Raw genomic sequence first — 25068 nt, forward strand, 5'->3', positions numbered from 1 at the left:
TCGACGCTAGCCGCTTTCAACGGAGTGAGGAATCAGTGCAGTTTCACCATTACGGTTACGTATCCGGGGACCCGCGGGTCCAGCCAGCAGCAGGCGTCGGCATTAACAGGCCAGCTGAACTTCCTGAAGATCGTGCGTGGCCACGGCCGAAATCGAGGGCACTTCTCCATGCTGGGGCGAGGTGAACGAGGGTGACTCGACGGCGAGTTGGAGAACCTGCCCTTGGGCGTTGGCGGAGGTGAGCGCGAAGGGGTGGAATGTGGTTTGTTTCCAGGCTGGGCCGTTGGGGCGGGTCATGATGGGCGCGATCACGTTGACGAGTTGGGCGAGGGAAGCGGCGTGGACCCGGTCTGTGTTGTTAAGCAGTGTGATGAGAAGATCGCCCACAACTACGGCATCGGCGACCGTGTAGAGGTCTTCGAGGAGGGGCGGGGCTTCGGGCCAGTCGTTGCCTGTTGGGGCGGGGTTCAATGCCCTCACCGATCTTGGTCAGGAAATGAGTGAGCTCATCGATAACCTTGCGAACTGGACAGAGCAGAGGATGCCACTCGTTGAGGAGGCTCAGAAGAAGTACGACGCAGCCAAGGCCTAATTCGACCCGGGGGAGCCGGGCGAGTTCAAATCGATTACCCCTCCGGGATAGAGAAACCGCCCCATCCTGCCGCCACTGCTGATGTGTCGCGGACTCCTGCCAGAAAGACCGCCTACGACCCGGCCCGCACCAGATTGTGCAAGACACCACCGACCCGAAGAGTTTCAACGTTGGCCCGGATCAAGGCCTCAGCGCCCTGCGGTCTGTTGCCGGCCACGTGCGGAGTGATCAGCAGGTTTTCCACTGCCCAGAGAGCCGAGCTCCAGGGCAGTGGCTCGTCTCTGGCAACATCAATTCCAGCGACTCTTAGCGTGCCCTCCCGCAGTGCGGACATGAGGGCAGTCTCGTTAACAGTTGAGCCCCGCCCGACGTTGACGAAGACCGAGCCCTTTTTCAATCGCCCGAAAATCCGGCTGTCGAAAATATCGAGCGTCTCCGGCGACGCGGGCAGGATCGAAATCAGAATGTCCGTCAATGGCAGTAGCTCCTGTGCCTCCTTCGGTGAAACGACTTCGTACCCGGATCGCATCCCTGGCCGGCTTGCCACCCCGGTTACATTTGCCCCGAGAAGTGTCAGCATCGGCGCCAGCTTGGTTGCTATGGATCCAAAACCCCAGATGAGCACATTGCTGTCCGAGAGCGTGAACTTGGCTGCGGATTCAGATGCCGCTTGCTGACGAATGTACTCCTGGTCCCATACCCGCGCCTTCTGCGCCTCATGAAGCCGGTCAAAGCGCCGAGTACATGCAAGCAAGAGCGCGAGAGTGTGCTCGGCCACCGGGGAATCGTGAAGCGATCGCCCACCGCAGATCCAAACGGAAGGGTCAAAACCAGCAGCAAGAACAACATCGGGTCCGGAGGCCAGCGCCTGAACCAGCCTGACTTGGTGAAGGCTCTGGGCCGCCAAAGCAAGTAACGCTGGGGGATTCTGCCATGCGACCAAGACATCAGCGTCACGATGTTCAACAGGGATGGCGCTGTTGACATCATAGGTGTGGAACGTATCTCCAGGGCTGCCGATCTCAGACAGGGCGATGGTGGATGGAATAAGAATTTTCATGTGATCCGCCTCATAAAACAGATGTATTACCTCTTGTCGTCTACTTGTTAGACGTATAGAGTCTAAGCATGCAGACATCAGATGAGTCCAGTAAGCAGCGAAGATATTTGACGGTCGCTCAAGACCTTCTGACTGCCATCAACAAGGGTGATTATGCGCCGGGGGAGCGGTTGCCGGCCCACAGTGATGTTGCAGTCAAGTATGAGGTCTCACGTCCGACGGCCCGTGAGGCTTTCCTTGCACTGGAGATTATTGGTGCTGTCGAAGTCCGCCATGGGGATGGCACCTTTGTGCGGCGTGTGGTTCGAGTGGGCGGGACGGAGGGATCCCCGTTGGATGTGCCTCCCCGGGAGCTGATAGAGACCCGGTTGAGCATTGAACCGGTGGCTGTGAGTTTGGCGGCGGGCCGGATAAAGGCGGATCGGGTGGAACGCCTTGAAAAATACTTGGAACGCCAGGCGGAACTGGTGGACGACGCAAACTCGGTTGCAGAGTTCGTCGCTCTCGGCCTGCAATTCCATTCAGATCTTGCACCTGGGTGCGGCAACTCGCTCCTGGCAGGAGTGATTGAGCAATTGGTGAATATCGAGTCTCACCCTCTGTGGGTGCTAGTAAACCAGCAAGGCTTGCCGGATCCGCAATCCCGACAAATCCAGGTAGATGAACATCGGGCTGTCCTTAAAGCGGTCAAAGATGGCGACGGTGTCGCAGCCGGCGATGCCATGCGTGACCATCTCGGTCACCTCGACCAGTTCATGTTCACGAAAGGCGGTAATACTCATGTCTGAGCCAATTGGTGGGCGTGAACCTTACGATCTGGTCATAACCGGTGGGCGAGTGGTTAATGCGGCCGGTTCCCGCAGCGGCACCGTTCTGGTCAGGGACGGACGAATAACAGAAATCCTTGACCCCGGGGCGCCGGTACCGCCTCACCAGCGCGCCATTGATGCTTCTGATCAACTGGTGATCCCCGGAGGGGTAGACCCCCATTGTCACGTAGGGCAGGTCCTAGGCGAGTTCTCCATGTTGGATAACCATGCTGAAGCAAGTATTGCCGCGCTGTGGGGCGGTACCACCACTATCATTGACTTCGCCATCCCCGAGCCTGGGCAGAGCCCTCTCCAAGCCGTACACGAAAAGCGAAAGTCCGCCCAGGACACCCGGACGGACTTGGCTCTTCACGGCGGCGTTGTGGCATGGGATGGCACAACTCACGACCAGTTGCTGGCCCTTGCCGATCTCGGAGTGCTGACCGTCAAGATGTTCACCACTTACCGGGACGGCGTGATGGCCGGCTTCGACACCATCGAGAAGGTCATGAGAGTCATGGCCGACGTTGGCGGCGTAGCGATAATCCACGCCGAAGAGAACCATCTGGTTGAACAGGCCCAATCAAGGGAAGCTGCTTCGGGACGCGGCGATTCACGCCACCACGGGCTCACCCGACCCGAGTCCGCCGAAGCAGCGGCGGTATCCCGGACCCTCGAACTGGCGGCCAAGACAGGATCGGCAGTCTACTTCGTGCACCAGACCACGCCCGAAGTCGTTGACCTCGTCCGTGCTGCAAACGCCAAAGGTGTCCGTGCCTTTTCCGAAACCTGCCCCCATTACATCACCTTGAATGAAAGCGTCTATGAGAGCGCTACTCCGGAACTCTTCGTCTGCTGTCCGCCGTTGCGCTCCAAGGTGGCGATGACGGGCTTGCGAGACCGCGCCCTCCAAGGGCACATCCACACTCTTGGCTCCGACCACTGCTGCTACTCCCGTGAGCAGAAAGCCAAGTATCGCCAGGATGTGCGCTCCATGCCCAACGGACTGCCCGGGGTCGAGCACCGTCTGAGCGTTTCTTTTGACACGCTGGTTGTTCGGGGAGGCATGAGCCTTGAGAACTTCGTTGCCATGTTTTCCACCAACCCCGCAATTCTCAACGGACTGCGTACCAAAGGGTGGCTGGGCGCTGGCGCTGACGCCGACATCGTTGTCCTTGACCCAAAAAAGCGGCTCACCGTAAACGCGGGAAATCACCATATGAAGACCGACTACTCGCCTTACGAGGGTATTGAGTTTACCGGAGCCGCAACGACCGTCATCAGCGGTGGCCGCGTCGTCATCGACGAGAGAGGATTCCATGACCCGGGTCCCGTCGGACGCCACCTCTTTGCAAAAGCCCAACTGGATGGAGTGCCGCTGTTGGCAGCCCCACACGTAGGTGGGACCCAGACAGTCCTTAATGCAATTGACCGACTGGAACAGATGGCATGAGCCGTTCAATCATTCTCGATGTGGACACCGGCACTGACGACGCCATCGCTATCATGTTGGCCGCCAAATCCAAGTCCCTGGAACTCATCGGTTGCACCACAGTGTGGGGAAACCACGACATAGAGGCCACGACAGACAACACCCTGCGTGTACTGGATCTCGTCGGCCGCCAAGATATCCCTGTTTTCCGCGGGCTGGGCAAGCCCTATGCTCCCATCCCCTTCCTTTTCGAAGACAGCGTGGATAGCGAACGGACCATCATCCACCCCCACGAGTTTCCGGCTCCGCCAACAGAGCTGAAGGCCTCGAAGAAGCCAGCAGTTGAATGGCTCGTCGAGACCCTGCGCGCCACAACGCAGCAAATCACGCTGGTTCCAGTGGCACCATTGACCAACATCGCAGCGGCCATCACCTTGGACCCCAGCATCATCGAGGCAGTCGACGAGATCGTCATCATGGGCGGCGCCCATGCATTAGGAAACGTGACAGCAGCAGCAGAAGCCAATATATGGCATGACCCCGTCGCCGCCGATGTTGTTTTCCAAGCCGGATTCGAACGCTTGGTCATGGTCCCTTTGGACGCAACTCACAAAGCCAACGTGTCCTTACAGCACACCGCAGACCTGCGTGCCTTGGAAACGGAACCTGCACGGGTAGCTGCCGACATCGTCGAACAGCGGATCAATGGCTATAACCAAACGCAGCCCCAAGCCACCCACGACACCGCGCCGGTCCATGATGCGCTGTGCATCGCGTATCTTTTGGACCCCGACGTCGTAGACATCGCCCCGTACCACGTTGCCGTGGACACTGTCAGCCCGCTCGGCTTCGGCAACACGGTCGTGGACGTAGCTTCACGTGCCCGTCGGAAGTCCAACGCCTTCGTTGCTTTGGACGCGGACGCGGCCCTGTTCAACAAGCTTCTCTTCGAAGCCTTCAGCGAAGGGAGATAGGCAAGTCGTCCTAATGGGAGGGTGTCAGCCTGGAAACCGGACACCCTCCACACCAGAATGAAGGAGTTACTGTGCAGTACAACCTTACCTCACCCAAACGCAAAACCCGTTTGCTGCTGGCCACGGCCACTGTCGGCGCCATTCTCTCTTCCGTAGTGGCTTGCTCGCCGGGCTCTAGTTCCACGAGCTCCGCGGAATGCCCCGATGGCTCAGGGACGCTGAAAGTCCTTAGGTCAACCACCAACGTGCCCACAGATGCCCAGATGGCGGATTACACGGCCAAAACAAACGGCTGCATAAAGTTCGACGTCACGGACGTTCCGTTCGGCCAGTACGCAGACAAAGTCAGCGTCCTGAGTTCATCGTCGAACGCGCCGGACATCTACGGTTTCGACATGCCGGAGACGGCGAACTATGCCTCTAAAGGCCTGCTGCTTCCGCTGGATAAGTACCTACCCGAAGGTTGGACGGAAGATGTTCTGCCAGCGACCCTGAGAGAGGGAACCTACGACGGCAAGGTGTACACCATGGGTGTCCAACAGGATGCCCTGGGTCTTTATTACAACAAGGCCTTGACCGACAAGGCGGGAATCACCGTGCCGACATCCTTGGACCAAGGCTGGACGTGGGAGGAGGCTCGCGACGCGATGCTTAAGTGCCAGCAAGGCACTCCTGGCAACCCGACAGTGTACGGGCTTGCCCCGACTCAGCTGGGTTCAGGGACGCCGGGCCCGATTTACAGTGACCTTCTGTACCTTCGCAGCGCTGGCGATCCCCAGGCCCCGAGCGATTCAACTGCGTACAAGACGTTCTACGCGATTTCCCCCGACGGTAAAGAAGTCGATGGTTGGCTGAATACACCAGAGGCCGTCACAGCCGCTGACTTCTACAAGTCCCTCTATCAGGGGGACAAAGCTGTGACGTCCAAGACCGGCCGTCCGAATGCCTTCCTGGACAGCAAGGCATGCTTTGACATGTTCCATGCCGGACAGGTCCAGCCGCTGAAGGACGCCAAAGTGCCGTTCGAGTGGGGTGTAGCACCCATGCCCTACATCAAGACCCCGGTTGTTCACACTGGCGCCATCACGATCGGAGCTTCGGCGAAGTCCAAGCAGGTAGATGCCGCAGCAAAGTTCGTGGTTGCTTTGAGCGCGGGTTCAATGGCCAAGGATTACAACCAGAAGAACGGTCGGCTGCCTACCTTGAATTCCGTCTACAAGGAACTTCCCGAGTTCCAAGAGAAGCCGCTGAGCACGTTCTACGAAGAGTTGGAGCAGTGGGGCCAGCCGCGTCCGCCTACAACTCACTTCTCTCAATACAGCCAGATTGTCGAGAACGCCCTGAAGAACATCGCCTACGGCGGCGACTCGAAGGAGCAGCTTGATCAAGCTGTCTCCAGGCTTCAGCCATTGATGTCTCGGTAAGGAGACCACGTCATGTCATCCACGACGACTCGAATCGATCGTGGAGCCGGGGGGAAGCGGTCGCGGCGAGAACTGCTCGTCGCGACGGCCTTCCTGGCCCCGTTTCTAATCATCCTCGTCATTTTCCAGTACGTCCCCGTCGGTCTACTGGTCAGAGACAGCTTTTTCAATTACACGCTCATCAATCCTGATCTGCAGACCTTCGTCGGGTTCGATAACTTTGTCCGGATCTTCACGGACCCGACGACGCTCCAGACCATCGGTGTAACCCTGATTTTCGCTGCGGGCATGGTCGTTCTGATCATCCCGTTGGGTTTCCTGCTGGCCAACTATTTGAACCAGTCACTGCCCGGGAGGGGTATCCTACGCACCGCGGTGTTCCTGCCGGTGATAACGTCCTCGGTTGTTGTCGCCACTCTCTGGAACTTCCTGCTGGCCAACGAAGGCCTCGTCAATGCCGCGTTGAACTCTCTGGGTCTAGGCACGGTGTCGTTCCTAACCGACACCTCTCTCGCGTTGCCCTCCATCATCATCATGAGCGTTTGGCAGCAGGTCGGAATGGCCACGATTCTGTACCTTGGCGGTCTGCAGTCGATCCCCGGTGACGTGATGGAAGCTTCCTTCCTCGACGGGGCAGGTCCGGTGAAGCGCACCTTCCTCATTGTGATACCGCTGCTGTCCCGGACGACGGTCATGGTTGTCGTGATCATGACAGTTTTCGCTCTGCAATCATTCACCCCCGCCTATGTGATGACTCAGGGAGCCCCAGCCGGCACTACGAACCTCCTGGTCTACGAAATCTACAAACAAGCCTTCACCTTGCAGGATCCAGGATTTGCATCAGCGCTTTCCGTTCTACTGCTGGTGGGTGCCATCACTATCAGCCTCATCCAGATGCGGCTTCTGCGAACCCGATGGGACTACTGATATGACACAAGTAACGAGGCAGCATAAATCCACCGCCCTTGGTCGAGGTAGCTCCACTCCGGGAACTGCACAGACAGCTCAGAAGACGCACCGTCACCGCCGGGTCTGGCGCACAGTCTGGACGACCGGCGTCCTTGTAGCGATCGTGATCGCATTCATCCTTCCCTACGAATGGATGATGGTCTCGGGCCTGAAATCCCAAGCCAACATCTTCGCCGACGTGAGCCCCCTGAGCTGGAAAACGTTCATCCCGCTACAGGTGACCTTCGAAAACCTCAGGGAACTCTTCATCGACCGCGGCGTCGGACGCGCGCTTTTGAATTCATTCCTGGTCGCGGCCTTCCAAGTCGTCAGTTCACTCATACTCTGCACTCTCGCGGCGTACGCTCTGACAAGGATCTCCTTCAAGGGCCGCAACACGGTTTTCGCGATCATCCTCGCCACCTTCATGCTCCCGGCAGAGGCACTCGTTGTACCCCTCTACCAACTGATCTCAGCGATGAGCCTTCAAGACACTCTCCTCGCTGTTGGTGTTCCCTGGATCGCCAGCGCTTTTGGCCTGTTTCTGCTCCGCCAGGCGTTCGAATCAGTTCCGCTGGAACTGGACGAAGCCGCCAAACTGGATGGAGCAGGACATTTCAGGATCTTCTGGTCCGTTATTCTTCCGATCGTCCGGGTTGACCTTGTCACTTTCGTCCTGATGATCTTCCTGTTCTCGTGGAACGGGTTCCTCTGGCCACTGGTGGCCATCCAAAGCACCGAGAACACCCTCGTGCAGGTAGCTATCGCCCAGTCCGTCTCCCCTGGAACACTGCCCAACTGGGGGCTGACATTTGCCGGGGCGTCAGTGGCGACGATCCCACTGATCATCCTCTTTATTTTCCTTCAACGGCTCTTCATCCCCGGCCTCGCCCGGACTGGCCTGAAATAGCCCCGACTCACACTCCCAAAGGATCACACCGTGCCCAAGAAGATCATTCTCGACGTTGACCCCGGCCACGATGACGCCATCGCCATCCTGCTGGCCCAGGGAAACCCCGAGATCGAACTTGCCGCCATCACCTCCGTGGCTGGCAACCAGATACTCAAAAAAACCACCTACAACGCCCAGCGGGTAGCTACCCTCGTGGGAGCAACGAGCATCCCGATTGCCGCAGGCGCCGAGTTCCCCCTTGTCCGGGAGCAGATCACGGACGGAGAAGTCATCGCGGGCTCCGTCCACGGCGTCTCGGGCCTCGATGGCCCCGCGCTTCCGGAGCCATCAATGGAACTGGATCCCCGCCACGCCGCTCAGCTCATTATCGATCTGGTCATGGCCGGAGCCCCGGATGAATATACCCTCGTGCCCACCGGCCCTCTGACCAACATCGCCCTGGCCATACGTCTGCAGCCCGACATCATCTCCCGCGTCAAAGAAGTGGTCCTCATGGGGGGTGCCTACACTCAAGGAAACGCCACCCCCGCAGCCGAGTTCAACATCCTGGCCGACCCGGAAGCGGCTGCAGCGGTTTTCGCCGCTGACTGGCAGGTCACCATGGTCGGCCTTGACCTCACCCACCAAGCCGTCGCTACACCCGAGGTCAAAGAACGCATCAGGGCCATCGGCACCCCCATCTCTCAGGTCGTCGTTGAATGGCTGGACTTCTTCGGCAAGAACTACGACTCCGTATGGAAGATGCCCTACCCGCCAATCCACGATGCTTGCGCTGTGGCCCGCGTCATCAACCCGGATGTCGTCAAGGTCAAGGAAGCCTTTATCGCCGTCGAAACCCAAGGCAAGTGGACCTACGGCGAAACCGTTACCGACTTCTTGGGCGCGTACGGAATGCCGTTCAACAACCTAGCCGCGACAGAGCTCGACTTCGATGCTTTCTGGGACCTGATCATCGACGCCATCAAGCGCGTCAGCTAGTCCCAACCATAGGGGCCGCCCCGCTTGGCAGACGCTGGGCGGCCCTGCCCGTTCACACAACGAAAGGCAAAGAACCATGCGCCTCGCAGGTCGCACGGCAATCATCACCGGGAGCTCGTCGGGCATCGGGCGAGCCATAGCACTCCGTTACGCCCGCGAGGGAGCAAACGTAGTGGTCAGTGACATCCGCGAAGAACCGGTCTGGAACGGTATCGAGGAACTCCCCACCGCTGAGGTCATTAAGGCCGAAAAGGGTAAGGCTGTATTCCAGCAGACGGACGTTTCAAATGCAGAGGACATTGACCGATTGGTCAGCCGCGCCGTCGAGGAGTACGGCCGGCTCGACATCCTGGTCAACAACGCAGGCCTCGTGTTCTCCTCCTCAGTGTTGGACACCAGCGAGGACGACTGGGATCGTCTCATGGATGTGAACCTTCGAGGCCAGTTCCTCAGCTGCAAGCGTGGAATCCAGCAAATGATCGATCAGGACCCCATTGGCGAAGTTCGAGGACGGGTGATCAACGTAGCCTCCCAGCACGGACTGGTAGGACCTCCCGACTTCTTCGCCTATGCTGTCAGCAAAGGTGGGATGATCCAGATGACCCGGCAGCTCGCCGTTGATTACGCTCGTCATGGCATCATCGTCAACGGCATCGCCCCGGGCCGAATCATCACCGGAACACACCCGGGAGAAATCGACTTGACCGATCCGGTCCTTGAATACTCCCGTTCCCGTACCCCCTTCCCGCGGCTTGGCCGCGCTGAAGACGTCGCAGGGGCAGCACTGTTCCTCGGCTCCGACGACTGCAGCTACATCTCCGGCCACAACCTCCTGGTCGACGGCGGATGGATGGCCTACTGATGGCGCCTGTCAACGGCCCGACACGGGACCTCATCGGCTACGGCGCGCAGATCCCCAAAGTCACTTGGCCGCAGAACGCGAGTGTTGCCGTGAACATCGTCGTGAACTACGAAGAAGGCTCCGAGTACTCCTACGCCGCAGGCGATGGCGAGAACGACATACTCGGAGACTCCGCTTACCGCTTCCCCACAGGGGTCAGGGACCTGGCCCAGGAATCCATGTATGAATACGGAAGCCGGGCAGGTATCTGGCGTCTGTTGAGGCTTTTCGACGAGCTGAACGTACCCGCAACCTTTTTCGGCTGCGCGGTCGCCTTCGAACAAAACCCTGCAGTGGCAGCCTACGCGAGCCAGGCGGGCCATGACCTTGTATCCCATGGCTGGCGCTGGGAGGAACACTGGCGTCTGAGCCGGGAAGAAGAACGCGAACACATCCGCCTGGCAGTCGAATCCTTCAAAAAGACATGGGGCAGCCGCCCCACGGGTTGGTACTGCCGCTATGGGCCGTCCGTGAACACCCGTGAGCTCATCGTCGAAGAAGGAGGGTTCACCTTTGACTGCGACGCCTACAACGATGACCTTCCGTATTTCACCACGGTCAGCGGAACGCAGCACCTAATAGTTCCGTATTCCCAGACCTACAACGACTCTCAGGGATCCAAGAACCCGTCGGATTTCCTGGACTACATCAAGCGCGCCTACGACGAGCTCTGGCTTGAAGGTGAACGCGGCTTCCCCAAAATGATGTCCATCGGGCTGCACCCCAGGCTGGTTGGCCAGGCCGCCCGAACTTCGGCCTTGCGGGAATTCATCACCTACGCCCAGCAAAAAGGCGGGGTCTGGTTCGCACGGCGAAACGACATTGCGCACTGGTGGTCCTCACACCACCAGCAATTCCCACACATCGACAACCTGCGTGCGTCTTGTTGACCGGCGAACTGGATCCCTACCCGTCACGCTGGCAATCGGTATGGGAGACCCTTGAAAAGGAACGCCTCGACGCCTTGGTCGTCCACGGCTGGGGACAGGTCGCCCACTATGGCAACATCGCCTACCTCACCGGGCACATTCCCAGTAACAAAGGACTGTTCGTCGTCATAGCCCGCGGCCGGGCCCCTGAGGTCATTGCGGCCTCGGCCCAAGCCGCGCGCTACGTCCTGAGGGATCCAGCGTTGGCACCTGGCGTCGTCGTCCGCACACCAGGAAACGGCCCCAGATCAGGACTGCACAGGGAAATCGCTGTCGCCGCAGGTCCGGGGGCCATTGGATTGGCTGCGTCGGATCAGAACGGTCTTTTCCACAAAGACCTTAGGGAGATCCATGCGGCACTTGGACCAGGGGCCGAGTTCACCGAAGCCTTGGGCCGGTTGGAGTATCTACGCCGCCAACCAGACGCTGCCAAAACCAAGCAGCTTCGCCACTCCATGAAAAGGGCAGAAGGCGCCATGGGCGAAGCTGAGCAACAGCTGCGGACAAATGGCACCGAAGCGGAAGTTGCTGGCACCATAGCGCGATATCTTCGTTCCCACGGCTCGATCTTCGACATTGTCCATGTCGCCGCAAACGACTTCCATGGCCAGCACCCTGGGGACAGGCCAATCCTGGAAGGGGACCTCGTCACAGTCTTCATCGAAACAGCCTCATCCGATGGCCACTGGGGTGAACTCGGTGCCCTGTTCGCCGTGGGTGAAGTCTCTACCCAGCGCCTCCTGCTCGCGGAAAAGACCCTAGGGACCCTGAACGGCTCCTCAAAACACCTCCGGAGCGGGTATCAGGCTGGCAGGGTGGCCGACTATGCCGCCCGTCAAGGACATCCCACGATTGGGATTGGTCACTGCACTGGTCTTGACGAGATACCTCTCCCCATCACTGAGGACTCTGAGTGGACACTGCTCGACGGCGAGGCCATTTCCTTGCACCCGAGCATTATGAGCGAGGGCGGGCAGGAATCGGCCGGGGTCGCCAACACCTATCTGGTGGACGAAACCGGCGGCGTCCCGCTGTCCGAATACCCCAAGACACTGCGGCGGGTCAGCCGCTCAAACCACTAACCACCCAAGAAGGAACCATGACAGATTTCAAAACCGCGGTCATTACAGGTGCCGCCAGTGGCATTGGCAGGGCCACCGCAGTGGCTTTCGCGAGGGCAGGAATCCGATCCGTCATCGGCTCGTTCCCCGACGACCCCCATGACCCGTACGAGACCCTCAAACTGGTCAAGGAAGCCGGAGGCGAAGGAGTTGTTCACGAGCTCGATGTACGCAGCGCCGAACAGGTCGACAGCTTCGCCCAGCGCGCCGTCGATGAATGGGGACGCCTGGACATAGCGGTCGCCAACGCCGGGATCGTCCGGTTGCATCCGCTGCCCGAACTCACCGACGAGGCCTGGAACGACCTGATGTCGGTCGATTTGGGTGGCGTAATGCGCGTCTTCCGCAGCGCGGCCTCCCGCATGGACCACGGCGGAGCACTGGTGGGCATCTCCTCGATCTCCGGCGGCGTCTACGGGTGGGCAAACCATGCCCACTACACTGCCGCCAAGGCAGGAGTTCTTGGCCTCTGCAAAGCCCTCGCCGTCGAGCTTGCTCCCCGGCAAATCCGCGCCAACGCCGTCATCCCTGGTGTTATCGATACCGCTCAAACCCAGGACAGTGTCAACTCCTTCGGCAAGGAGGGACTCGGAACTGCAGGGGTCAAAATCCCCGCCGGCCGGGTGGGCCAGCCCGAGGAAATAGCCGCGGCCGTGAAGTTCCTCAGCAGCGACGAAGCCAGCTACATCACCGGCCAGCACCTCATCGTCGACGGCGGTCTCACCGTCTTCATGCCCGTCGCCTGATCAGATGGCGCACCCCTACCCGGTCCCCGAGACCAGATGCCGTCCCGAACCGGCCGTCGTTCGGCAGGTAAAGCCCAGAGAGGGCAAAATGATGTCACCCATGAAAGTCTTAGTTGTGGGCTCCATGAACGCCGACTTCACCATCAAGGTCCCTGATTTCCCACAACCCGGCGAAACTGTCACTGGCAACGAAATGCTCATTGCCTCCGGCGGAAAGTCCTCCAATCAAGCGGCAGCTGCCGCGCTTCTGGGCGCCGAAGTGATCCTCGTTGGAGCGGTCGGTTCAGACTATTTGGGCAGCAAGCTTGTCTCCGATGCCGCCGCCCGAGGCGTCGACGTCTCGCGGGTCCGTCACAGCTACACGGAAGCGACCGGAACGGCCCTTGTCGCTGTGAACGCCGACGGTGAAAACACCATCATCGTCGCCAGCGGCGCCAACGCAGGGCTCAGCACCGGGGACGTGCAGGACAAAGATCTCGAGGACGCGCCGGTGGTAGTCATGGCACTAGAGATCCCTATGTCCACCGTGGTTTCGGTGGCAGAACGGGCCTCCGAAGCCGGGGCCCGGGTCCTGCTCAACGCTTCACCAACCCAGGATCTCCCCGGCCCTTTACTGCAGCACGTTGATGTCCTCGTCGTCAACGAAGGCGAACTGGCCCAACTGCTGGGAGACCACCCGCTTCCGCCATCATGGGAACAGCGTGCCGAACGACTCCAGAACCTCGGCGTCCGCAGCGCCGTCGTGACCTTGGGAGCCAAAGGTTCCATCGTCCTGGACAACACGGCCGGCGGTCCAACGGTCACACACATTGATGCGGTTCCTGTGGAAGTAAAAGACACAACCGGGTCCGGGGATGCCTTCCTCGGCGCGGTTGCGGCGGAACTTGCCGCCGGCTTGTCGCTACAGGAGGCTGCCAGGACCGGAGCTCTTGCAGGGGCCTGGGCTGCCCGAAGCCAAGGCGCCCAGACTTCCTACGGAACCCGGGCAGAGATCGAAACGCTGGCCCCCACTTTAGGGGCGAGGACATGAAACCAGAACGACCGGCGTGGATCCTTATCGCTCCGGATTCCTTCAAAGGCTCCGCGACAGCTGATGCCGTCGCCCGAAGCGTGGCGCGCGGCTGGTCAACGGTGCGCCCCGACGATCACATCCAGCTTGCTCCCATGGCAGACGGTGGCGAAGGGACCCTTGATGCTCTAGCGCCCGTCTTTCCCCGGGCCGACCGACGAACCGTCACAATAACCGGCCCTGATGACTGCCCGGCTGAGGCCGAATGGCTCTACATCCCTGCTCCGGATCCGGGCGCCGGGAGCACCGGTGTTGTCGAGCTGTCTTCCACGAGCGGCATCACGCTCATGCAGGCCCTCGCGGCCAAGGACGCGCACAGCAAAGGGTTTGGGCAGGCCATCGCAGCGGCTCTGGACGCCGGCGTGACCCGGCTGATCCTGGGAATCGGTGGAAGCGCCTGCACCGATGGCGGAGCTGGCATGCTGCAGGAACTGGGCTACCGCATACTAGACTCCACCGGGTGCCCGATTGGGCCCGGGAACAGCGGGGCAGGTCAGTCCTGCAGCGTCGACACCAGTCAGGCCCGTCCGTTGCCGAAGGATGGGGTAGTTGTACTCACTGACGTCACCAACCCGTTGACCGGACCCAACGGATCCGCTGCCGTGTTCGGACCCCAAAAGGGGGCCCAGGAAGCCGAGATCGAGGGCATGGATGCAGCACTGTCCCGGTTCGCGGCCTTGTTTGCCGTTGACCCCCTCACCTCTGGATCTGGCGCGGGCGGTGGGACAGGATTTGGGCTCATGGTCTGGGGAGGCAAAGCGATCTCAGGTTCGGAGCATATCGCTGACGTCCTTGAGCTTCCGACCCGGATCAAGGACGCCAATCTCCTGATCACCGGAGAAGGCCGTTTTGATGAACAGTCCGGCTTCGGCAAAGTTGTCGGGAAGCTCCGCCAGCTGGCCCAGCCCACTCAGGTTCCCGTGGCTCTGGTGGCCGGGAGCATCTCGGTCAGCACTGCCGGTTTCTCTGACAGTGTTGCACTGACCGCCCTGGCCGGAACCGCCCACGCAGCAATGGCTGACCCGGAATACTACCTGGTCCGTGCCGGGGCGCAGCTGGCATCAAATTTCACCAGGAAGGGCCAGACGCAGACTCCGGCCACCCAGAACCCTTGAGCCTGAGTTACTTCCGGACGCTGCCCTGCGTGACGCCGTCGACCTCGTCCGGACCCGGCTCCGGCCGCTTCTTCAAGGCCTGAATCAGGCCGGTGCAGGCGATGAGGCACCACGTGGCGTTCAACACCACGGCGGACCATGCCTGCGCCTGGGCTGTGGTGATAGCCAACAGGAAGGCGCCGCTGGCGTTGAGCGCATGGTACCGGTACCCGTCGGAGGTGACGCGCTTGACCGTGAGAAGCCAGAATGAAAACAGCAGGGCAATGGTTCCTACCCAGCCGAGGACATCAATCACGAATCCCATGAGATGACCGAGGATTCTAACTGCGCCAAGATCGCGGAGCGGTCTGCGTAACTTGCTTGGGCGCCGTGACCGGTTGCGGCAATGCTGGAGACCCGAATAGCCAGCCGGCAGGCGTCGAGCAACAGGACTCCCGATGCCATGGCCGCCAACACTGTCCCAAAGAATGCGTCCCCGCAACCTGTCGTATCCACGGCGGCCGTCTGGTGCGCAGGAACCACAGTGGTAATACCCTCCTCAATGACCAAGGAACCACGGGCACCGAACGTAACGACAGCCCGTTCAATACCCAGTTTAGACAGGCCACCCGCGAGCAGGGACTGGCCCGATGCGTCATGGGCGGCTGTTGTCGGGTCGATGCGTCCTGGAAGCGGGTCGGCAAGTTCGCTTTCGTTCACGATCAGGACATCGGTCAAGCGCAGAAATTCAGCCGGAACGTTGCGGTATGGGGAAAGGTTCAGCAAGACGAGGGTTCCGGAAGCAGAAGCGACACGGGCTGCCGCCAGTGCCCCGCTTACTGGTGTTTCCAGGCACAGGCCAAGCACATTGGCTTGCCGGACGGCGTCGGCGTGCTCATCGACCATCGCTTCCGTAACGTCGTTGTTGGCGCCGGGGGAGATGACGATGGTGTTCTCCGCGTTGTCGTCTACGACGACCACAGCAGTGCCGGTCTCTTGCGATGAATACACACAATCAGAGAGAAGAACTCCGGCTTTTTTCATGGATGAGCGCAGTAAGTCACCGTAGTGGTCCTTGCCGACTGCACCGACAAACCGGACTTTGGCACCGAGCAGCGCTGCTTGCACAGCTTGGTTGGACGACTTGCCCCCGGGGAGAACGCGCACGGGCGTTCCGAGGACGGTCTGACCCGGCCGGGGGAGGATGGTCGTATGAAGGGTGAGGTCTGCGTTGGCGGAACCGACCACGGTGACCCGTCCATGAATGTGTTCCAGCACCCGGTCAAGGCGGAACTCCTGGGGTAGAGAGATTGAAGGGGTCACGCTGGGCACGCTCCTCTGGATTGGTAATCAGGTGGTGACAATGGGTCGGCGGCGAGGACCAAGCGACCAAGTAGTCCCCGCCGCCAGTAGGTGGGCTCCGAACCGTAGAGGTCAGCCGCGGCTTTCCCGCGGTTTCGGAATCAGGAAGCTGGCGGCAAAAGCCAGCAACAGGATCGCTGCACCTGTGAGGATGCCCCCGGTGTACCCGGCGGCGACGCCACCGTGTGCGTCCAGTGCAGTCTGAACCAGGGGCAGGATCACGAAGGACAGGCCAGCACCGAGGTTGAACGCGCCTGCGTTCAGACCCGGCAGATAGCCAGGGTTATCTGCCGGGGAGAGCACGACACACAATCCGTTGAGCATGATGTTGGCCATGCCTGCATAAGCGATTCCGACCAGGATCGACACCCCTGTCAAAAGCGGTAGACTCTCGGAGTTTACTAATGCCAGTGTCAGCAACACGCCAGCCACGCTGCAGAACAGGCCGACCTGCAGCACCCTCTTGTAACCGAACTTGCCAGCCAGGTACCCGGAAACGGGTCCCATCGCCAGACCTGCCAGTGCATAAGGAGTCAGCGTCACGAACGGGGCGGCCGATGCACTTAGACCAGCCCCTGATTCGGTGTCCTGCGCGATGGCCGGAACGATCTGGTTCATCACCGCAAATACGCCGCACAACGTCAGCAGTGTTGTCAGGAGCAAACCCCACGTCGCGCGGCTCCGCAGGTACTCAATGGCCACCAAGGGATGGGCCACCTTTGACTCTGACTTCCAGAAGGCAAGGAATGCCGCTACCGCCACCACGGCCAGGATGCCGACCAGACCCCAATTGATGCCCGCAAGTGCGGCCAGTTCATTGAAGATGAGGTAGATACTTCCGACTGCGGCTACGAGCAGACCGGTTCCGATCCAGTCCATCGGCGGTGGGTCCGCAACCGTGGATTCATTGGCCATGAGCCGCAAAGCAAGGGCTGCAATAACAGCAACAACAGCCATGGACCAGAAGATCGATGAGAAGCCGAAATGCTCCGACAGCCAGCCACCAGCGATGGCATCCACACCGGCGATTCCGCCGTTGACGGAGGTGATGATGCCCAGCAGCAGGGCGTACCTCCTTGGATCGGTTACATGGGTGCGCAGAAGGATTAGACACATGACCACGACAGGACCCGCGACGCCTTGAATGATACGGCCAATGAACAACCATGCGACGTCCGGGGCCAACGCACTGACCACGCATCCGATACCGGTAACAAGGAGCATCAGGCTTAGCACCCGACGGCGCCCGCGGAGATCCGCCAATCTGGGCAGGAAGAGCGAGAAAACGGCTGCCGAGGCGAAGAAAGCAGTCTGGGTGAGACCGATCTGCGCTGTGGTGGCGTGTAGCTGGGTTTCCATGCCCTTCAACGCCGGTGAAAGCATCGAAGCGTTGAGCTGGAACGCAAAGCACGCCACCAGCAGGGCAAACATCAGCGCCCCTGTGCTCTTGTGCTTGAGGACCACAATCTGGCCCGAAACCAACACCTCACTGGGACCAAGCCGGGACTCGGTGTTCAGAGCCTCTTCGACGCCCTTAGCCATTAGAACTGTCCTTACCCAAACGGGCGATGGCGTCGATGACCAGGTCCCAGAACCGGTCAGCGTCGAGGGTCATCGCCGCCTGTGTGTGGCAATCAGCCGGGATGTGGGCCGGGCGCAGTTCCGTCACCGTCATACCAAGGGTGTAATCGCCGCGGGTCTCGACTACGATAGGGGCCCGGACCGTACCGACGATGGACGGGTCGATAACGCGGGCAACTGCTACCGGGTCGTGAACCGGCGGGAACTCAAAGCCCTGGGCGTTATGGTAAGCGTGGCGGAAGAATCCGAAGAGTCCCAGCACAAACTCGGACAGCGGTGTGTCAAGTGCCTTGATGCGTTCAGCCACTTCGTCAGTGGCCAGTGCCTGGTGGGTGACGTCCAGACCACACATGGTGACTTCCCACGGGGCGTCGAACACCATGGCTGCAGCCTCCGGGTCGATCTTGATGTTGAATTCAGCTACGGCAGACCAGTTCCCGACGTGAACGCCGCCACCCATCAGAACAACTTCCTTGACGCGGTCAATGATCTGCGGTTCCTTCCGCATAGCCATCGCAATATTCGTCAAAGGACCGGTGGGGACCAGTGTGATGGTCTTCGGTTCGGCTTCCATGATGGTGTCGACAATCAGATCGACACCATGACGGGGATCCAGCTCCATGGCCGGCTCGGGCAAAACGACTCCGTCCAAACCTGATTCACCGTGGACGTCTGCGTCCTCACCTTGGCGCATCAGCGGGTGCGCGCAACCTGCTGCGATCGGAACGCCCGTAATCCCGGCAATAGTCAACACGCCCAGAGCATTCTTTGTCGTCTTCTCCAGCACGGCGTTGCCGCCCACGGTCGTTACCGCAACGAGCTCCACATCCGGGTTTCCGTGAGCCAGCATCAAGGCAATTGCGTCATCGTGGCCAGGGTCGCAGTCGAGGATGATCTTTTGAGGCATTGGTTTTCCTATCTATATGGATGGACATTAGCGGCGATCTTTTGATTGGAAGCACGCCGATGAAGCTGGCAGAGCATGCCAGCAGCGCAGATCAAGGTGCACTTGACGAAGGCAAATGGCAGCCTCGGACGGGAAGCCCTCGGCCAATGGGAGAGAGGGGAGTCCTAGAAAGCCACGGCTGGTTGTTTCCCGGCCTGTGTTCGGGTAGTCAGCTGGCTCCCAACGGGTGTCGGGATATGTGCTGGTTGTGTGTCTGCGGCGGTGGTGTCCTTGAAACAGGCCGGGTCCAAGGCAAACTCCAACATTGGAGCTGGCCAGAAAATCACCAAGGTGTTCCTCGATGATGCCGTCTCACTCTTCACCATCTGCTACCTCATCGTTTTAGTGCGTAATCGATTACGCAGGGTCTTATAAAGGTTAAAGTCGACGGGGTAAGCTGTCAAGCGAATCACATCGGCCGCACGGTTTTGGGTCTTAGCGCAAACTACTTCGCAACTGGCCAGCTGTGTCGGTAATCCCCGCTGACAGGCTGCCACTGGCAATGGGAAACGGTCTCCGGTGACCATCGCCGGATCGCCCGGCCATGCAACAGCGCTTTCTTGCGCGTGGAAGGAATCAACGAAAAATGGCGATCGTGACCTTGAATGATGTCGCCGTGGCCGCGGGGGTTTCCGTGGGCACTGCCTCACGGGCAATGACCGGCCGCCGGCGTGTATCCGCCGATACGATGGAGCATGTCAGGGCAGTTGCTGGGTAGCTTGGCTACAAGCCAAACGTGATGGGTCAGGCGCTGAGGCGCGGCACTTCCAATACCATCGGCATGATTGTTCCCCACATTGAGAACCCATTCTTCGCCGAGCTCATACGGGCGGTGGAATCAGGTCTTCACAAAAAGGGTTACCAGCTCATAGTGGCCGACTCCCACGCCGACGTGGCGGCCGAAAAGCAGCGCCTGGGCCTCTGCTGGCGCGCCAAGTAGATGGGGTAGTCGTAGTTGCGCATGCTTCGGGGAATCAGCAGCCGCCATAGCTGCCACTGCTGCAGAGGCTCCCCTCGCGCAGATGGACCGCAGGGCTGGGGGCAGACGTGGCTGATTATGTGGGGGTGGATAACGCCTCCGGCATGATACTCATCGCCGAACACCTGGCGAGTCTAGGAGTCAGGATCGTTCAGTTCGTGGGCGGTGACGAAGCGACGACTCCGGGAACGGAACGGACCTGAGCATTCGAACACGCTGGATCAAAAGTCGGTCTCGACCTGATTGGGATTTACCGTCACCAGTTCACATACGAAACAGGCACACAGGCGATGACCATACAAAGTCCCGTTCCCGATGCTGTTGTCTGTGGCGACGACCTGATCGTTTTGGGAGCCTTGGGACAACTCCGACGGGCCGGGGTTGACGTGCCCGGGCATACGAGAGTGACCGGGTTTGACGGGACAGTCCTCTCCACCATAGTGGAAGAATCACTGACAACGATCAAGCAGCCGCTGGAACAGATCACGGCGGCGGCCATCGATGCCCTGCTCAACCGGATAGCTGGGGACCGGCCCGATACGCATCTTGATGCGCAATTAATCCCCAATCTTCAGCCCGGAAGCACCACCGCGAGCGAGTGGGTCACCTCAGTGCGCCGCCCGCAGTCAACTTGATGACCGAAGAGCAGCTGCTCCACTCGCTGCATGTTTGATGATCTACCCATCCCGGCATCGATCACAACCCCTGTCATCTCAGTAGGGGATTCTTACCTGCCGTCTCCCTTCGGATCGATCCGACCTATACACCTTCATTCAGACCGTCCTCGTCCTGGAGCTAGTTTTCGGGGACACAGGTTTGTCACCGCGAGTAGCTGGCGCGTATGGGTGTTCCAGATGCCGGAACAACCAAGGCCTGGCCCCGGAAAGGGTCTTGGTAGTACCGGGCGTGGTTTCTACCGAGACATGTCCGTCGGGGCATACCGAGTACCCGGGCCGTGGCCGTGAAGGTTTGTCTCTCCCCGTCGGGAGCGACATGGGGCGGGTGATGCTCAACGTGTATTCCGTGTCTTGGGAACTGCACCCACCTTCGTGCCCACCGAAGCAACATGAGCGCCGAAGGGGTTTCTGTGGCAGCAACTGCGCCACCCTCTTGACAGGAAACACCCTCCTGGCGGACGCAGTGGGAACAAGCTAGTGACATACGAGAAACCTGCCTTCGGTGGTTCAAAGACAAGCTGCCTGCCGGTACTCAGAGGATCTTCCGTGACGAGTGCGGCTTGTCGATCGCGCCTTGGGTCAAGCGGCCTCTTCGGCCCAGCACTCTGAATCCATCGTCTATAGTCTCGGTTAGCGAGACCAGTGCTGCAGTTCATCGGTGTGGGTGGAAACGGCGAGACGTCTCAGGGGTGGTGTCCTTGCGTGGCTAGGTTCGCCTTATTCGGACTCTACTTCAACGTACCACCAAGCCGCTGTCTTAGTGGTGGAGAAGCCTCCCTCCAGCAGGCACGAGCAGGATTTGGCCGTCGCTCTATTGCGTGTACTTTGAGCAGGTTTAAGTGCTGGATGCTGTCACAGAGGCTCCATCAGTATCTGTTCCCACAATATGGTAGCCGCGGGCGAAGTAGACCAATCCGCGCCCTCCGTGCGTTCTAACCTGGGTGACCCGGGCAAAGATAACCGTGTGAGTGCCCACGTCCATGATTCGGTCTACTGAGCAGTCAACATTGGCAACGGCGCTTTCGAGCAGCGGGCTGCCCGAGCTGCCGGTCGTCCACGTCGCTAAGGCAAGCCGATCCTCTACCGATGCCAGCCCGCCTGCAAAGGCGGAGGCGAGACTTCGCTGTGATGCTGAGAGCACGTTGACACACAGCACTCCGTTGGTCAGTAGTGGTGGATTCTGCGAGCTACTTCGATTCATGCACACAAGCAGCGTAGGCGGGTCGTCAGTAACGCTGGACACAGCAGTGGCAGTGAAGCCCAGCCGGCCAGCCGGGCCAGCGGATGTAACGACGCAAACGGCAGAGCTGAGACTAGCCATTGCGTCCCGAAAGTCGCCTTTCATCTGGTCAAGAACGCTCATCCTGCTGCCGCCACCAAGCCCGAGACACCATGGCGCTCGGCGAAGGCCCTCGCTGCCCTTTCGTCCTTCAGAGCCGGCACGATGGATTCCGGATGAGGAAGCCCGTAGTAGAGCTCATCGGCAGCGCTGGAACTGTGCAAGGCAGATTCCATGACAATTTGGGCTGCGCGCTCTAGCGGTTGCAGGAATATATTATTGTATTCACATTGGTTGCGACCATAGAAAGACCATATAAGGTCATTTACTTTGATCATCCATTCTTCATCGAAGGACTTCCCAGCGTTTAGCGTGATTTGTTCAGCGAGGAACTTCCCGCTTCGGTTTGCAAAGTTTCCACCCTGCCCACATATGGGGTCAAAAGTAATCGCGGTGTCACCGACCGGCATTATGAGACCACCTGAGGGAAGACGACCAAATGCTCGGCGCACGCCGGGAACGAACCGTCCGGCCAACCATCCGTTGGGATCCTCCTCCACGTATTCAACATCATCAATAAAGTGTCTCTCCCACGGCGCGAACTCACGCGAGATCTCTTTGAAGATCTCAGTCGCTTCCATACCGTCTTGCGCATCACCAAAGCGGTCGAACACCCCGCCCGGGCGGGCTTCAAGAAGCCAAGCAAACGTGTCACCGGCTGTTTTGTGCATCCAAGGTCCCCAGAAAAACTCTCCCGCATCTGCATAGAAGTTGAATTTTTGGGGAAGAAATTCCCCTCGATCCGCGAACCATTCACTGACGTGACGACCGGATTTGCTGCGCACAACCCCCATAGCGAGATGTCGCTGAGGCTTCGTGAAAACGCTTCGCTCCTCATTCCTGGGTATCAGACGTCCCAGGTCAGCCTTCCCCGCAGCTAGAACAGTGACATCACTGTCGAAGGCGATGCGGTCTGCTCGTGCAGGGGTGACGGTTTCGAGAACAAGCCTTCCTCCCCTGGATTCCAAGTCAGACAGCCAGCGGCTTACACGCATCCGCATGTCAATCCCACAGCCTCGGCGCCCATACTCGGTCAGCCCCTGAATGACTTGGGGATTGGGGTCCCCAACAAACCGAGAGCGGTCCATGAGGACGCCGTAGCCACCCATCATGTTGGTGGACCAATGGTCCATTCCCAACTCACGTTCAATGTCAATGGAAGACGCCCAAAGATAATTGGACCCCGTTGGTTTTGAATCGTTGAGCCACTGGGCAGGCGTGCGATCTGAGTAAACGGTTACATCGTGCCCGTCTCCCAACAGCGCATAAGCGAGGATGCATCCCGCTGGTCCCGAACCGATAACACTTACGTTTGCCATAAATTCTCCGAGGAAGTGAGAAGGGCATTCGCGGAAGCCCTAGAGATATGATGTCTTGCACTACAGACGTTAGACCAATAGCGGGCGAGCTGACGTCGCTCACCTGTTAATTCGATGTAAAACATGCTCACAGGCGCTGACATCCCCTGCTGGGGCGACATTGCCGCGGTCTGATTTTGCGGTCCATTTGGACCCCCAATGGCTGACGATTCGCCTAAACTCAGGGGAGTAGTTCACATTCCAGCAGCTTGGAGTGAGTCTCTGCCTGCGCCGATGTGTCGCCGATCCGCAGGCTGTTGTTTCCGCGGACGAACGCCAGCTGCAGGGGTACAACATCGAAACCGCCGCTGCTAACTGTCTGTGGACGTCCGCCGGTTGTGCGGCGACGCCGCCTTGCGCTTTTGCCATCTGCTACCTCATTGTCCAAGTGCGTAATCGATTACGCAAGTGCTACCAGAGTATGAATGAGGAGATATGCTGTCAAGCAAGTCGTCTACTGTAGCTTTGGCCTAGGTGCAGGGAGCCCCTTGGAATACGCACCCAAATCCGCTTTAAGCCATGCCGTCCGGGCCGAGTCCAACATCCTGGGGGGTGCATCTGGGATCTTTTGGCAAGGCGCGACGTTGAACGAGGTTGGAAAGGGAACGGAACCATGCCGGTCGTAACTTTGAACGATGTGGCAATTGCTGCCGGTGTTTCCGTTGGTACGGCCTCGCGGGCCATGACCGGCCGCGGTCGGGTCTCGACAGAGACAATTGAGCACGTCAGGTCTGTCGCCTCTGGACTCGGCTATAAGCCGAATGTGATTGGACAGGCCCTTCGTCGCGGCAGTTCGAACACGGTGGGCATGGTCGTGCCGCACATTGAGAACCCATTCTTTGCCGAGCTTATTCGTGCGGTGGAGTCCGGTCTTCATGACAAGGGGTATCAGCTCATAGTCGCTGATTCCCACGCTAACTCTGAAGCGGAAGAACAGCGGCTCAGCCTTCTACTGGCCCGACAGGTAGACGGGATCTTAGTAGTTCCAGCCTGCTACGGGCAGTCTGCCGCTGCTGTTGGTGCCACCGCTGGAGAGATCCCGCTCGTGCAACTGGACCGCCGCGCTGGAGAGAATATCGCGGACTATGTCGGTGTTGATAACAAGGCCGGAATGCTGCTCATTGCCCAGCACCTGGCAGGTCAAAGCGTCCGGACCGTCCAGTATGTGGGGGGCGACGACGCTACAACTCCCGGGACGGAGCGAGCCGCGGCTTTCGACGAAGCCAGTAGAGAGGCGGGACTTGTCCTCGTTGGAAGCTACCGTCACCAGTTCACTTATGAGACAGGTAGTCAGGCGATGAGTATCCAGGACCCTATTCCTGACGCTATCGTCTGCGGAGACGACCTGATTGCGCTTGGCGCATTCGGACAATTAAAGCGAGCCGGAGTGTCTGTCCCCGAGCAGGCAAAACTGACTGGTTTTGATGGCACCGTTCTGTCAACAATCGTGGAACCCTCGTTGACGACCATCAAACAACCTCTGGAACAGATTTCGGCTGCCGCAATCGAGGCTCTCGTTCGCCGTATCCTCGGCCACGCGCCCACCACGTTGGTCCACGAACAGTTCAAACCAAGCCTCCAGATAGGCGGTACCACCGCCACTCAGCTAGGGAACCCAGAAGCTTCCTTCACAAAATGAGAAACTAAAGGTTGGCAGGAACCACTCAGCCGGAGTCCTGGGACGTGGGAGCTCTTCTCCGTACCGGATCACCGCCTTCTAAATGCGAGGCCTGTATCCCCACCACACGCCGTCGGCTCAGTGGCCGCTTCTCGCTGTACCAGAATGATGACCAGTGACCGTCCGGAGCCCTCTTATCTGATCCCCGACGGTCGTCC

At 59.5% G+C, this 25068-nt stretch carries 24 protein-coding genes and 1 pseudogene; 17 read left to right on the forward strand and 8 right to left on the reverse strand.

The features are described from left to right. Positions 1 to 129: 129 nt before the first annotated feature. Both CGK93_RS10650 and CGK93_RS10655 read right to left on the reverse strand, forming a co-directional pair. Positions 130 to 462 (reverse strand): annotated as a pseudogene (locus tag CGK93_RS10650) (alpha-L-arabinofuranosidase C-terminal domain-containing protein); the annotation flags it as partial. 242 nt (positions 463 to 704) lie between these two features. Beyond that, positions 705 to 1652 carry an NAD(P)-dependent oxidoreductase gene (locus tag CGK93_RS10655; protein WP_089594797.1) on the reverse strand — a complete coding sequence of 316 codons (948 nt, stop codon included), beginning with the start codon at positions 1650 to 1652 and terminating at the stop codon, positions 705 to 707. Between the two features lie 68 nt (positions 1653 to 1720). Here CGK93_RS10655 and CGK93_RS10660 point away from each other — a divergent pair, with 68 nt between their 5' ends. From CGK93_RS10660 to CGK93_RS10720, 13 genes are all read left to right on the forward strand, one after another. Beyond that, positions 1721 to 2440, forward strand: a complete 720-nt coding sequence (locus tag CGK93_RS10660; protein WP_089594798.1) for a FadR/GntR family transcriptional regulator — start codon at positions 1721 to 1723, stop codon at positions 2438 to 2440. Next, a complete protein-coding gene (locus CGK93_RS10665; protein WP_089594799.1) occupies positions 2433 to 3914 on the forward strand; it encodes an amidohydrolase family protein in 1482 nt (493 codons plus the stop codon). The genes CGK93_RS10660 and CGK93_RS10665 overlap by 8 nt, the downstream gene beginning before the upstream one ends. Beyond that, positions 3911 to 4867: a nucleoside hydrolase gene (locus CGK93_RS10670; protein WP_089594800.1), complete on the forward strand. Its 957-nt coding sequence runs from the start codon at positions 3911 to 3913 to the stop codon at positions 4865 to 4867. Before CGK93_RS10665 ends, CGK93_RS10670 begins: the two co-directional genes overlap by 4 nt. A gap of 71 nt (positions 4868 to 4938) precedes the next feature. Further along, complete coding sequence (locus CGK93_RS10675; protein WP_089594801.1) at positions 4939 to 6291, forward strand: ABC transporter substrate-binding protein; 1353 nt, start codon at positions 4939 to 4941, stop codon at positions 6289 to 6291. A 12-nt stretch (positions 6292 to 6303) separates the two neighbouring features. Further along, positions 6304 to 7218, forward strand: coding sequence for a carbohydrate ABC transporter permease (locus tag CGK93_RS10680; RefSeq protein ID WP_089594802.1), 915 nt, complete (start codon positions 6304 to 6306; stop codon positions 7216 to 7218). Positions 7219 to 7363: 145 nt separating this feature from the next. Next, complete coding sequence (locus CGK93_RS10685; protein WP_157731735.1) at positions 7364 to 8149, forward strand: carbohydrate ABC transporter permease; 786 nt, start codon at positions 7364 to 7366, stop codon at positions 8147 to 8149. Between the two features lie 30 nt (positions 8150 to 8179). After that, positions 8180 to 9130 (forward strand): nucleoside hydrolase, encoded by a 951-nt coding sequence (locus CGK93_RS10690; RefSeq protein WP_089594804.1) that lies wholly within the window; start codon positions 8180 to 8182, stop codon positions 9128 to 9130. Positions 9131 to 9206: 76 nt separating this feature from the next. Then, on the forward strand, positions 9207 to 9992 hold the full coding sequence (locus CGK93_RS10695) for an SDR family NAD(P)-dependent oxidoreductase (RefSeq protein ID WP_089594805.1): 786 nt from the start codon (positions 9207 to 9209) through the stop codon (positions 9990 to 9992). After that, on the forward strand, positions 9992 to 10921 hold the full coding sequence (locus CGK93_RS10700; RefSeq protein ID WP_089594806.1) for a polysaccharide deacetylase family protein: 930 nt from the start codon (positions 9992 to 9994) through the stop codon (positions 10919 to 10921). Before CGK93_RS10695 ends, CGK93_RS10700 begins: the two co-directional genes overlap by 1 nt. Beyond that, positions 10915 to 12042 (forward strand): M24 family metallopeptidase, encoded by a 1128-nt coding sequence (locus CGK93_RS10705; protein ID WP_157731737.1) that lies wholly within the window; start codon positions 10915 to 10917, stop codon positions 12040 to 12042. Before CGK93_RS10700 ends, CGK93_RS10705 begins: the two co-directional genes overlap by 7 nt. A gap of 17 nt (positions 12043 to 12059) precedes the next feature. Further along, a complete protein-coding gene (locus tag CGK93_RS10710) occupies positions 12060 to 12827 on the forward strand; it encodes an SDR family NAD(P)-dependent oxidoreductase (RefSeq protein ID WP_089594808.1) in 768 nt (255 codons plus the stop codon). A 100-nt stretch (positions 12828 to 12927) separates the two neighbouring features. Further along, positions 12928 to 13857 (forward strand): ribokinase, encoded by a 930-nt coding sequence (locus tag CGK93_RS10715; protein WP_157731738.1) that lies wholly within the window; start codon positions 12928 to 12930, stop codon positions 13855 to 13857. Next, positions 13854 to 15011, forward strand: coding sequence for a glycerate kinase (locus CGK93_RS10720; protein WP_089594810.1), 1158 nt, complete (start codon positions 13854 to 13856; stop codon positions 15009 to 15011). Before CGK93_RS10715 ends, CGK93_RS10720 begins: the two co-directional genes overlap by 4 nt. A 7-nt stretch (positions 15012 to 15018) precedes the next feature. Here CGK93_RS10720 and CGK93_RS10725 read toward each other — a convergent pair whose 3' ends face one another. The 4 genes from CGK93_RS10725 to uriH form a co-directional block, all read right to left on the reverse strand. Then, positions 15019 to 15315 (reverse strand): CBU_0592 family membrane protein, encoded by a 297-nt coding sequence (locus CGK93_RS10725; RefSeq protein WP_089594811.1) that lies wholly within the window; start codon positions 15313 to 15315, stop codon positions 15019 to 15021. Continuing rightward, positions 15303 to 16313: a ribokinase gene (locus CGK93_RS10730; RefSeq protein ID WP_232481610.1), complete on the reverse strand. Its 1011-nt coding sequence runs from the start codon at positions 16311 to 16313 to the stop codon at positions 15303 to 15305. The genes CGK93_RS10725 and CGK93_RS10730 overlap by 13 nt, the downstream gene beginning before the upstream one ends. Positions 16314 to 16424: 111 nt before the next feature. Beyond that, positions 16425 to 17894 (reverse strand): uridine transporter UriT, encoded by a 1470-nt coding sequence (uriT, locus tag CGK93_RS10735; RefSeq protein ID WP_089594812.1) that lies wholly within the window; start codon positions 17892 to 17894, stop codon positions 16425 to 16427. Continuing rightward, positions 17887 to 18840: a uridine-preferring nucleoside hydrolase UriH gene (gene uriH / locus CGK93_RS10740; RefSeq protein ID WP_089594813.1), complete on the reverse strand. Its 954-nt coding sequence runs from the start codon at positions 18838 to 18840 to the stop codon at positions 17887 to 17889. Before uriH ends, uriT begins: the two co-directional genes overlap by 8 nt. A gap of 634 nt (positions 18841 to 19474) precedes the next feature. Here uriH and CGK93_RS10745 point away from each other — a divergent pair. The 3 genes from CGK93_RS10745 (at position 19475) to CGK93_RS10755 (ending at position 20493) form a co-directional block, all read left to right on the forward strand. Further along, entirely contained in the window at positions 19475 to 19597 is a 123-nt protein-coding gene (locus CGK93_RS10745) for a LacI family DNA-binding transcriptional regulator (protein ID WP_157731740.1), read from the forward strand. Positions 19598 to 19660: 63 nt separating this feature from the next. Beyond that, positions 19661 to 19819, forward strand: a complete 159-nt coding sequence (locus tag CGK93_RS10750) for a hypothetical protein (protein ID WP_157731742.1) — start codon at positions 19661 to 19663, stop codon at positions 19817 to 19819. A gap of 287 nt (positions 19820 to 20106) precedes the next feature. Continuing rightward, positions 20107 to 20493: a substrate-binding domain-containing protein gene (locus tag CGK93_RS10755; protein WP_332460090.1), complete on the forward strand. Its 387-nt coding sequence runs from the start codon at positions 20107 to 20109 to the stop codon at positions 20491 to 20493. A gap of 877 nt (positions 20494 to 21370) precedes the next feature. On the opposite strand, the gene CGK93_RS24630 is transcribed toward CGK93_RS10755, so the two are convergent. Further along, the gene (locus tag CGK93_RS24630) at positions 21371 to 21898 is read right to left on the reverse strand and encodes a flavin reductase (RefSeq protein WP_198318414.1); all 528 of its coding nucleotides are present in this window, start codon (positions 21896 to 21898) and stop codon (positions 21371 to 21373) included. After that, complete coding sequence (locus CGK93_RS10765; RefSeq protein WP_157731744.1) at positions 21895 to 23193, reverse strand: styrene monooxygenase/indole monooxygenase family protein; 1299 nt, start codon at positions 23191 to 23193, stop codon at positions 21895 to 21897. The genes CGK93_RS24630 and CGK93_RS10765 overlap by 4 nt, the downstream gene beginning before the upstream one ends. A gap of 652 nt (positions 23194 to 23845) precedes the next feature. Between CGK93_RS10765 and CGK93_RS10770 the strand changes: the two genes are divergently transcribed. Next, the gene (locus CGK93_RS10770; RefSeq protein WP_089594818.1) at positions 23846 to 24871 is read left to right on the forward strand and encodes a LacI family DNA-binding transcriptional regulator; all 1026 of its coding nucleotides are present in this window, start codon (positions 23846 to 23848) and stop codon (positions 24869 to 24871) included. Positions 24872 to 25068: the final 197 nt, after the last annotated feature.

The sequence above is a fragment of the Arthrobacter sp. YN genome (genome assembly GCF_002224285.1).
Lineage (GTDB): Bacteria > Actinomycetota > Actinomycetes > Actinomycetales > Micrococcaceae > Arthrobacter.

Coding starts and splice junctions, on each gene's coding strand:
- CGK93_RS10710 (WP_089594808.1), top strand. CDS start 12,060: ATGACAGATTTCAAAACCGCGGTCATTACAGGTGCCGCCAGTGGCATT.
- uriH (WP_089594813.1), bottom strand. CDS start 18,840: ATGCCTCAAAAGATCATCCTCGACTGCGACCCTGGCCACGATGACGCA.
- CGK93_RS10660 (WP_089594798.1), top strand. CDS start 1,721: ATGCAGACATCAGATGAGTCCAGTAAGCAGCGAAGATATTTGACGGTC.
- CGK93_RS10720 (WP_089594810.1), top strand. CDS start 13,854: ATGAAACCAGAACGACCGGCGTGGATCCTTATCGCTCCGGATTCCTTC.
- CGK93_RS10765 (WP_157731744.1), bottom strand. CDS start 23,193: ATGGCAAACGTAAGTGTTATCGGTTCGGGACCAGCGGGATGCATCCTC.
- CGK93_RS24630 (WP_198318414.1), bottom strand. CDS start 21,898: ATGAGCGTTCTTGACCAGATGAAAGGCGACTTTCGGGACGCAATGGCT.
- CGK93_RS10670 (WP_089594800.1), top strand. CDS start 3,911: ATGAGCCGTTCAATCATTCTCGATGTGGACACCGGCACTGACGACGCC.
- CGK93_RS10695 (WP_089594805.1), top strand. CDS start 9,207: ATGCGCCTCGCAGGTCGCACGGCAATCATCACCGGGAGCTCGTCGGGC.
- CGK93_RS10680 (WP_089594802.1), top strand. CDS start 6,304: ATGTCATCCACGACGACTCGAATCGATCGTGGAGCCGGGGGGAAGCGG.
- CGK93_RS10770 (WP_089594818.1), top strand. CDS start 23,846: ATGCCGGTCGTAACTTTGAACGATGTGGCAATTGCTGCCGGTGTTTCC.
- CGK93_RS10725 (WP_089594811.1), bottom strand. CDS start 15,315: ATGGGATTCGTGATTGATGTCCTCGGCTGGGTAGGAACCATTGCCCTG.
- CGK93_RS10715 (WP_157731738.1), top strand. CDS start 12,928: ATGAAAGTCTTAGTTGTGGGCTCCATGAACGCCGACTTCACCATCAAG.
- CGK93_RS10655 (WP_089594797.1), bottom strand. CDS start 1,652: ATGAAAATTCTTATTCCATCCACCATCGCCCTGTCTGAGATCGGCAGC.
- CGK93_RS10750 (WP_157731742.1), top strand. CDS start 19,661: ATGATTGTTCCCCACATTGAGAACCCATTCTTCGCCGAGCTCATACGG.
- CGK93_RS10665 (WP_089594799.1), top strand. CDS start 2,433: ATGTCTGAGCCAATTGGTGGGCGTGAACCTTACGATCTGGTCATAACC.
- uriT (WP_089594812.1), bottom strand. CDS start 17,894: ATGGCTAAGGGCGTCGAAGAGGCTCTGAACACCGAGTCCCGGCTTGGT.
- CGK93_RS10700 (WP_089594806.1), top strand. CDS start 9,992: ATGGCGCCTGTCAACGGCCCGACACGGGACCTCATCGGCTACGGCGCG.